General features: G+C 74.3%; 9 protein-coding genes and 1 tRNA gene. 4 read left to right on the top strand and 6 right to left on the bottom strand.

The genetic code is table 11. The features are described 5' to 3' along the window. Window positions 1-125: 125 nt before the first annotated feature. Window positions 126-359: a chaplin ChpH gene (chpH, locus tag ABZ920_RS17820; protein WP_361505198.1), complete on the bottom strand. Its 234-nt coding sequence runs from the start codon at window positions 357-359 to the stop codon at window positions 126-128. A 199-nt stretch (window positions 360-558) separates the two neighbouring features. Further along, entirely contained in the window at window positions 559-1,884 is a 1,326-nt protein-coding gene (locus ABZ920_RS17815) for a M20/M25/M40 family metallo-hydrolase (RefSeq protein ID WP_361505195.1), read from the bottom strand. 185 nt (window positions 1,885-2,069) lie between these two features. On the opposite strand from ABZ920_RS17815, the gene ABZ920_RS17810 reads away from it, so the two are divergent. After that, a tRNA-Leu gene (locus ABZ920_RS17810) sits at window positions 2,070-2,157 on the top strand. Between the two features lie 365 nt (window positions 2,158-2,522). Here ABZ920_RS17810 and ABZ920_RS17805 read toward each other — a convergent pair. Further along, complete coding sequence (locus tag ABZ920_RS17805; RefSeq protein ID WP_361505192.1) at window positions 2,523-3,641, bottom strand: CapA family protein; 1,119 nt, start codon at window positions 3,639-3,641, stop codon at window positions 2,523-2,525. A gap of 465 nt (window positions 3,642-4,106) precedes the next feature. Between ABZ920_RS17805 and ABZ920_RS17800 the strand changes: the two genes are divergently transcribed. Next, window positions 4,107-4,349 carry a hypothetical protein gene (locus ABZ920_RS17800; protein WP_361505189.1) on the top strand — a complete coding sequence of 81 codons (243 nt, stop codon included), beginning with the start codon at window positions 4,107-4,109 and terminating at the stop codon, window positions 4,347-4,349. Window positions 4,350-4,517: 168 nt separating this feature from the next. Here the strand turns inward: ABZ920_RS17800 and ABZ920_RS17795 are convergent, their stop codons facing one another. Continuing rightward, window positions 4,518-5,840 (bottom strand): phosphoribosyltransferase family protein, encoded by a 1,323-nt coding sequence (locus ABZ920_RS17795; protein WP_361505186.1) that lies wholly within the window; start codon window positions 5,838-5,840, stop codon window positions 4,518-4,520. An 11-nt stretch (window positions 5,841-5,851) separates the two neighbouring features. Beyond that, complete coding sequence (locus tag ABZ920_RS17790; protein ID WP_361505183.1) at window positions 5,852-6,166, bottom strand: dsRBD fold-containing protein; 315 nt, start codon at window positions 6,164-6,166, stop codon at window positions 5,852-5,854. A 131-nt stretch (window positions 6,167-6,297) separates the two neighbouring features. On the opposite strand from ABZ920_RS17790, the gene ABZ920_RS17785 reads away from it, so the two are divergent. After that, window positions 6,298-6,678 carry a YchJ family metal-binding protein gene (locus tag ABZ920_RS17785; protein WP_361505180.1) on the top strand — a complete coding sequence of 127 codons (381 nt, stop codon included), beginning with the start codon at window positions 6,298-6,300 and terminating at the stop codon, window positions 6,676-6,678. Window positions 6,679-6,683: 5 nt separating this feature from the next. Here the strand turns inward: ABZ920_RS17785 and ABZ920_RS17780 are convergent, their stop codons facing one another. Next, a complete protein-coding gene (locus tag ABZ920_RS17780; protein WP_361505178.1) occupies window positions 6,684-7,385 on the bottom strand; it encodes a FadR/GntR family transcriptional regulator in 702 nt (233 codons plus the stop codon). Window positions 7,386-7,528: 143 nt separating this feature from the next. Between ABZ920_RS17780 and ABZ920_RS17775 the strand changes: the two genes are divergently transcribed. After that, entirely contained in the window at window positions 7,529-8,074 is a 546-nt protein-coding gene (locus ABZ920_RS17775) for a gluconokinase (RefSeq protein WP_361505175.1), read from the top strand. Window positions 8,075-8,089: the final 15 nt, after the last annotated feature.

Below are 8,089 nucleotides of genomic sequence, written 5' to 3'. Positions count from 1 at the left end.
TGCCATTTGCCGCCCCGCGCACGAGCCCTTGCGGAATCACGCCCCTCCCCCGGTTTCCGGGCCCGACGGGTTCGGACCCCCCACGGAGCCGATGGAGTCAGACCCTCACGGGGCGGGACGCGACGTCACTTGTTGACGCAGGCGTTGCCGGCAGCGGGGTTCAGGAGCCCGATCACGTTGACCGTGTTGCCGCAGACGTTCACCGGCACGTGCACCGGCGCCTGGATGACGTTGCCGGAGAGGACGCCCGGGGAGTGCACGGCGGCACCGTGGGCGCCGGAGTCGGCGGCGGCCACACCGGCGCCCGCGAGAACCAGACCACCGGTGGCGGCAGCGGCAGCGACGACCTTCTTGATCATTATTCCTCCTAGTCGGCAAAAGCGATCTCGTATTGCTGATCGCATCACCTGTAACGAGGACGGAGTAATGAAGCTACGAGCTTATGAGCGCATTCACCCTTCCCGGTGATCTCCGTACGCGCGACCGAATATGCCGGGCCCTACGAGCGGAAGCCGGGGCCTACGAGCGGAAAAGGCGTCCGGGCCGGCGCGGCGCGCCTCAGGACGCGTCGAGGAACCGGTCGAGCACGCGGACGCCGAACTTCAGGCCGTCGACCGGAACCCGCTCGTCCACCCCGTGGAACATGCCCGCGAAGTCCAGCTCCGGGGGCAGCCGCAGTGGCGCGAAGCCGAAGCAGCGGATGCCGAGGTCGTCGAAGGACTTGGCGTCCGTGCCCGCGGAGAGCATGTACGGCACCGCCCGGGCGATCGGGTCCTCGGCGCGCAGCGCGCTCTGCATGGCGTCGACCAGCCGGCCGTCGAAGTCCGTCTCCAGCGCCTTGTCGGAGTGCACGTCCTCGCGCCTGACGCGCGGGCCGAGCAGCCGGTCGAGGTCGGCGAGGAACTCCTCCTCGTAGCCGGGCAGGAAGCGGCCGTCCAGGTGGGCGACGGCCTGGCCGGGGATGACGTTGACCTTGTAGCCGGCGCCGAGCATCGTGGGCGCCGCGGAGTTGCGCAGGGTGGTGCCGATCATGCGGGCGATGCCGCCGAGCTTGGCGAGGGCCTCCTGCATGTTGTCCGGGTCGAGTTCGGTGCCGAGCGCGTCGGAGAGCTCGTCGAGGAAGGCCCGCACCGTCTTGGTGACCCGCACCGGCCAGGTGTGCCGGCCGACCCGCGCGACCGCCTCGCACAGCTCGGTGATCGCGTTGTCGTCGTTGGTCATCGAGCCGTGGCCGGCCGTGCCGTCCACGGTGAGCCGCATCCAGTGCATGCCCTTCTGGGCGGTCTCGACGAGGTAGAGCCGCAGCTTCTCGTTGACGGTGAAGGAGAACCCGCCGACCTCGCCGATCGCCTCGGTGACGCCCTCGAACAGCTCGGGGTGGTTGTCGACGAGGTGGCGCGCCCCGTAGGTGCCGCCGGCCTCCTCGTCGGCGAGGAAGGCGAGCACGATGTCCCGCGGGGGCTTGCGGCCGCTGCGCAGCCGGTCGCGCACGACCGCGAGGGTCATCGCGTCCATGTCCTTCATGTCGACGGCGCCGCGGCCCCACACGCACCCGTCCGCGATCTCGCCGGAGAAGGGGTGGTGGGTCCAGTCGGAGGCGTTCGCCGGCACGACGTCCGTGTGGCCGTGGATGAGCAGGGCGGGGCGGGACGGGTCCTCGCCCTCGATGCGGGCCACGGTCGAGGCGCGGCCCGGGTGCGACTCGAAGATGCGCGGTTCGAGCCCGACCTCGGCGAGCTTCTCGGCGACGTACTCGGCGGCCTTGCGCTCGCCGGGTCCCGAGTGGTCGCCGTAGTTGCTGGTGTCGATCTGGATCAGCTCGCGGCAGAGGTCCACGACCTCGTCCTCGCCGGTGACGCTCCTGGCCGTGTCCGTCTCGCTCACGCTGTTCCTCCTGCCGTGTGCTGGTGGTCCCCCTCATCCTGCCCCTCCGCGCGCCCGGCCCCAAGACAGCCCCCGGGCCGGTCACACGCCGTTCACCGCGGGACGGGGGGTGATCGACCCTCCCCGAAAGCCTGGTAATGTTTCCTTCGTCGCCGCGAGGGGAAGCCCCGCACGACACACACCTTGTCCGGGTGGCGGAATGGCAGACGCGCTAGCTTGAGGTGCTAGTGCCCTTTATCGGGCGTGGGGGTTCAAGTCCCCCCTCGGACACCAGTCGGAAGCGGTGTCGGCCGGAAACGGCCGGCACCGCTTCGGCGTGTCCGGCGTACGGGCGCGGCGGCCCGGTGGTCGCCGTCCGCACCGGACCCACCGTCCCCGTCGGACCCGCCGTCCGCACCGGACCCACCGTATCCGTCGGACCCGCCGTCCGCACCGGACCCACCGTCCGCACCGGGCCCGTCGTCCGCGCCCGGTCACGCGCACCGGTCGCGCACACGGGGCGCTTGCGCCTCGGTGGCCCCGCACCCGCGGGCCGGCCGCGCACCGGCCCCGTTCGTACCGGTCGTCCGGCCAGGTCACGCGTGTGCGGGGGCCGGTCACGCGTGCGCGGGGGCCGGTCACGCGTGTGCGGGGGCCGGTCAGGCGTGCGCGGGCCGCGGCACGAGTGTGCCGTCCGGGCCGAGCCCGACCCGGGTGCCGAAGGAACGGCTGCACCGGTCCAGGGCGGCGCGCAGCCAGGCGATGTCCTCCGCCGGCGCGTGCTCCAGCCGCATCCTGCGGGCCCGCAGCGGGACCATCCGCAGACCGGCGAGCCGCCCGGTGTCCCGCTCCAGCGACGCCAGGTACAGCACCCGCAGGTCGTCCCGGTAGCGCCGGTGACCGCCGATGCCCTCGTAGTCGTCGACGAGGTCGCCGCAGCCGTACAGCACGAGCCGGTTTCGGTGGACCTCCAGCGGGCGCGGGTGGTGCGAGGAGTGCCCGTGGACCACGTCGGCGCCCGCTTCGACGAGCGCGTGGGCGAAGCGGACCTCGTCCCGGGAGACGGCGTAGCCCCAGTTGGAGCCCCAGTGCACCGAGGCGACGACGAGGTCGCCGGGCCGCCGGACCTGCCGCACGCGGCCGGCGAACGCGGCCGCGGCGGCCGCGTCCGGGGCGGCGGCGAACGCGACCCCGGCTCGTCCGGCGCCGGCCGCCCAGGTGCGGGGGATGCCGCTGGACGGCATGCCGAAGGAGAAGACCAGTACCCGGCCGCCCGAGGGCAGGGGGACGGCGGCCGGCCGGCATGCCGCGGTCGCGTTCCGGCCCGCGCCCGCAGTCCGCAGCCGGGCGTCCGCCAGGCGGTCCAGCGTCTCCTCGAGGCCGCGCAACCCGAAGTCGAGCACGTGGTTGTTGGCCAGGACGCAGACGTCCGGGCGGGCCACGGCCAGGGCGGGGAGGTTGGCCGGATGCATCCGGTAGTGGACGCCCTTGCCGGGTGCGAAGTCGCCGTCCTGGGTCACGGAGGTCTCCAGGTTCACCACCCGGACGTCGGGCGCCGCGTCGTCCAGCACGGGCAGGGCCTCGCCCCACGGCCAGCAGAAGCCGGCCGGCCGGGGAATCGGCCCGTTCACCGCCTCGGCGAGGGCGACGTAGTCGCGGGCGTCGCGGACGTACGACTCCCGCAGCGCCGGCTCGCCGGGGTGCGGGAGGATCTGGTCCACCCCCCGGCCGAGCATGACGTCACCGGCCAGGAAGAGGGTGACCGCTCGCTGCTCCATGCTCCCAAGCTAGTGCCGCGGCAGACTACGTTCGCCCCGTCGCGACGCCCGGCACGCGCCCCCGTCCTCGAACCGGCTTCGCACGGCTCGGACGGGGGGACCCCTTCGCCGCCCCGGACGAAACCCCCAGTACATCCAGTACGAGGGCGGCCGGCACGCCGGGAGCACGCACCGGACGCCGCTCCCCGACGGGCGAACGTTGCCTGCCGCGGCACCAGCACGGCCGCGGGCGGACCGCGAAGCCGTCGGCGGGGCGGGGACCTTCGGCCCTCCACATCCCGGCGGCCGGTGACGAACCTGGAAGACGGCACCCCCGGCACACCGCGCCCCTGCGGCACGGCCGGCATCGCGGCGGTGTCCCGGCACCGGGCCCGGGGCCGCCGTGCCGCCCGGTCCCCACGTGCCCCGTGCCGCCCGGCGCCGCGGGGCACGCGGGGGCCGGCCGCCTCACGGAAGGAACCCGACATGACGCCGAACGACACCGGCCCAGCCGGCACCGAAACCGGTCCCGCCGCGGCCGGCGCGGAGCGCGGGCAGAGCCCCGAGCAGCGACTGAGCCAGCTGGAGGCGCAGGTGGCGACCCTGGTCGGCGCCGTGCGGGCGCTCGCCCGGGGCCTGGAGGACGTCCCCGCCGAGGAGCCGCGGCCGGAGGAGGCGGCCAGGGGCGCGCGGCTCGCGCACGAACTCCTGCTGGCCCAGGGGCTGTAGTCCGCCGGCCGGCCGCCCCGAGCCGTGGACCCGCCGCTCCGGCCCGCAAACCACCGCGGCCCCCTCCAGGACTCGGCCCACCGCCACTCCCGCCCGCCCGGGCCGGTCGACAGCGCGGCCCCGTCCGGGCGGGCGCCCACCGCGCCCGCCCGGGCGGGGTGCCGCGCTCTACACGTGCGCCGGGGCCATGTGGTCCGTGAACCAGTCGCGGGCCAGGTCGGTCACCGTCTCCAGCGCGCCCGGCTCCTCGAACAGGTGGCTCGCGCCGGGCACGACCGCGAGCCGGTTCTCGCAGCGCAGCCGCGCCTGCGCCCACCGGTTGAGGTCGAGCACCGTGGTGTCCGCGCCGCCGACGACGAGGAGGGTCGGCGCCGTCACCTCGGGCAGCCGAGGCCCGGCGAGATCGGGCCGGCCGCCCCGCGAGACCACGGCGGCCACGTGGGTGTCCGGTTCGGCCGCGGCCCACAGGGCGGCCGCCGCGCCGGTGCTGGCGCCGAAGTACCCGACGGCGAGCTGGGCCGTGCCGGGCTGTGCGCGCAGCCAGCCGGTGGCGCCGGCCAGCCGTTGGGCCAGCAGGCCGGTGTCGAACACATTGGCCCGGTCGCGCTCCTCCTCCTCGGTGAGGAGGTCGAACAGGAGCGTGCCGAGACCTGCCCGGTTCAGGCCCGCGGCCACGAAGCCGTTCCGGGGGCTGTGCCGGCTGCTGCCGCTGCCGTGCGCGAAGAGCACGACCCCGACGGCCCCCGCCGGTACGGTCAGCCGCCCTTCCAGCCGTACCGGACCGGCCGGGATCCGCACCTCGCGGTCCACGCCCCCGGCTCCCGCGGAACCCGCCGGGCCCCCTGTCTCCGGGGAACGGTGGGCGGCCCGCCGCAGGCAGGCGGCGACCTCGTCGTCGGGGGTCTGGGTGAAGTCGAGGTAGAACTGGCCGATCGCGAAGAAGTCCCACGGCGTGTCCAGGCAGACCAGCTCGTCGGCGTCGTCACCGAGCCGGTCCGTCCAGTCCGCCGGTGCGACGGGCACGGCGAGCACGATCCGCGCCGCGCCGCGCTCCCGGGCGATCGTGCAGGCCACCCGCGCGGTCGACCCGGTGGCCACCCCGTCGTCGACCACCACCGCCGTCCGCCCGGCGAGGCCCACGGGGGTACGGTCGCCCCGGTAGCGGGCGGCGCGCTGCTCCAGCACTCCCCGCTCGCGTTCCTCGACCCGGGCGAGTTGCTGCCGTGTGACGCGGGCCTCCCGCACCACCGCGTCGTTGATCACGCGCACGCCGTCCTCGCCGATCGCGCCCATGCCCAGCTCCGGCTGGAAGGGCACCCCGAGCTTGCGGACCAGGCACACGTCCAGGGGCGCGCCGAGGGCCTCGGCGACCTCGGCCGCGACCGGCACGCCGCCCCGGGGCAGCCCCAGCACCACGACGTCCTGGCCCGCGAGGTGACCCAGGCGCGCGCCGAGCTGCCGTCCTGCGTCCCGACGATCCATGAAGACCACGATCAGCCTCCTCACTCCCGAGGCAGCCGCCACAAGGGTGCGGGCCGGGACGTCTCGGGCGCCCCGGTCGCCGCGATGTCGCCGTCGGCGGCCCGGAGCAGACGCCTGCCCAGCGATATCAGGGCGCGGCCGGCTGCGACCTCGTCGCCGATCTCGGGCACCACGGCGTCGCAGGGGTTGCGGTGGGCCTCCGCACAGCACTCCAGCAGGCCGTCACCGGTGTCCAGGACGATCCGGGCCGTGGTCGCGGGGTCGTTCTCGCACAGGTAGAGGCACAGCGTCCACTCCTTGGCGGACGGGGGCCGGCGACCGTCGGCTGACGTCATCTTCCGTCCCTCCTGACACCGGCGCGGGGCACGCGGCGGCCCGGTGCCCGGCCTGCTTCCACTGTGACGTAGTCGGGTGCGCGCCGCACGCGCTGCGGGAGTGCAGTGCGGGAGGGGGCACAATGGCGGTCATGACGCCGCGTTCCTGCCCGTGCGGGCTGCCCGAGCCGTTCGAGAAGTGCTGCGGCCGGTACCTGGCCCCGGGCGGCTCCCCCGCGCCGACCGCCGAGGCGCTGATGCGCTCGCGGTACACCGCCTTCGTGCGGCAGGACGCGGGTCATCTGCTGCGGACCTGGCATCCGCGGACGCGGCCGGCGCGGATCGACTTCGACCCCGGGATGCGCTGGACCGGTCTGGAGGTGCTCGGCACGACGGACGGCTCCGCCTTCCACAGCACCGGCACAGTGACGTTCCGCGCCTCCTACCGCGGCGGTGCGCTGCACGAGCGCAGCCGGTTCGAGCGGGTCGGCGGGGCGTGGGTGTACGTCGACGGGGACTTCCCCGACGCGTAGCCGCGCTACGGCGCCAGGACGTCCAGTTCCTGCAGTGCGCCGACGGTGATCTCGCGGGTGAGCCGCTCGGCGCGGTCCGCGTCGCGGGCGCGCACGGCCTCGGCGACCTGGAGGTGGAGCGTGACGGCGGGCGGGTCGGGGTCCTCGAACATGACCTCGTGGTGGGTGCGGCCGGTCAGGACCTCCGCCACGACGTCGCCGAGGCGGGCGAACATCTCGTTGCCCGAGGCGTTGAGGATCACCCGGTGGAAGGCCACGTCGTGGACCAGGTACTGCTGGAGCCGGTGGCCGCGCGAGTTGGCCACCATGCCCAGTGCGCACTCGGTGAGCTCGGCGCACTGCTCGGAGGTGGCGTTCTTCGCCGCGAGGCCCGCGGCGACCGGTTCCACCGCCGACCGCAGGACCGTGAGCGACCGCAGCTGCCGCGCCCGGTCGGCCCCGGCCAGCCGCCAGCGGATGACCTGGGGGTCGTAGACGTTCCACTGGGACGGGGCGAGGACGGTCACGCCGACGCGTCGGCGTGAGGCGACCAGGTGCATGGACTCCAGGACGCGGACCGCCTCGCGCATCACGGACCGTGACACGTCGAAGCGCTGCGCGAGTTCGTCCGTGCGCAGCACGCTGCCCGGCGGGTACTCCCCAGCGGTGATCTCGGGGCCGAGGGTGTCCAGTACGCGGCCGTGCAGCCCCCGGCCCGTTGTGCTCATGCACTCAGCGTACGGGGTGGATCACCGGTTCAAAAAGTCAGACTTATTTGTCACAGACTCTTGAATTCGTCGTACCTAATGGGTTTCAGTGTGGCGGACGTCGGAAGTCGACGTTGCTTGTCGAGGAAGACAGCGAGGCTGTGATGCGTACCCCCCACGTCGTCGTGGTGATGGGCGTCGCCGGCACGGGCAAGACCACGATCGGTCCGCTGCTCGCCGCCCGGCTGGGCGTCCCCTATGCCGAGGGTGACGACTTCCACCCCCCGGCCAACATCGCCAAGATGTCGGCCGGCGTGCCGCTCGACGACGACGACCGGTGGCCGTGGCTCGACGCCATCGGCGCCTGGGCGCACGGCCGCGCGGGCCTCGGCGGAGTGGTGAGCAGCTCGGCGCTGAAGCGGTCGTACCGCGACCGGCTCAGGGCCGCGGCTCCCGGCGTCGTGTTCGTCCACCTGACGGGCGACCGGGAGCTCATCGAGAGCCGGATGGGCGGCCGTCGGGGCCACTTCATGCCGACCGCGCTGCTGGACTCGCAGTTCGCCACGCTCCAGCCGCTGCAGGCGGACGAGGCGGGCGTCGCGGTCGACGTCTCGGGCAGCCCCGAGGAGATCACCGCGCGTGCCGTCTCCGCGCTCGACGGCCTCGACAGCTCCCCGCAGTCCCCCGAGGCACACCTGCCTCCGCAGTAGGGCCCCTCCCCCACA

It is taken from the genome of Streptomyces sp. NPDC046831 (assembly GCF_040645305.1).
Taxonomy (GTDB): Bacteria; Actinomycetota; Actinomycetes; order Streptomycetales; family Streptomycetaceae; genus Streptomyces.
Note: the sequence above shows the minus strand (reverse complement) of the source record. Positions and strands in the feature narration are given on the sequence as shown.

Bases quoted from the DNA above. Each gene is read 5' to 3' on its own strand.
- chpH (WP_361505198.1), bottom strand. From the start codon at position 359: ATGATCAAGAAGGTCGTCGCTGCCGCTGCCGCCACCGGTGGTCTGGTT.
- ABZ920_RS17805 (WP_361505192.1), bottom strand. From the start codon at position 3,641: ATGGAGCAGCGAGCGGTCACCCTCTTCCTGGCCGGTGACGTCATGCTC.
- ABZ920_RS17800 (WP_361505189.1), top strand. From the start codon at position 4,107: ATGACGCCGAACGACACCGGCCCAGCCGGCACCGAAACCGGTCCCGCC.
- ABZ920_RS17790 (WP_361505183.1), bottom strand. From the start codon at position 6,166: ATGACGTCAGCCGACGGTCGCCGGCCCCCGTCCGCCAAGGAGTGGACG.
- ABZ920_RS17785 (WP_361505180.1), top strand. From the start codon at position 6,298: ATGACGCCGCGTTCCTGCCCGTGCGGGCTGCCCGAGCCGTTCGAGAAG.
- ABZ920_RS17780 (WP_361505178.1), bottom strand. From the start codon at position 7,385: ATGAGCACAACGGGCCGGGGGCTGCACGGCCGCGTACTGGACACCCTC.
- ABZ920_RS17775 (WP_361505175.1), top strand. From the start codon at position 7,529: ATGCGTACCCCCCACGTCGTCGTGGTGATGGGCGTCGCCGGCACGGGC.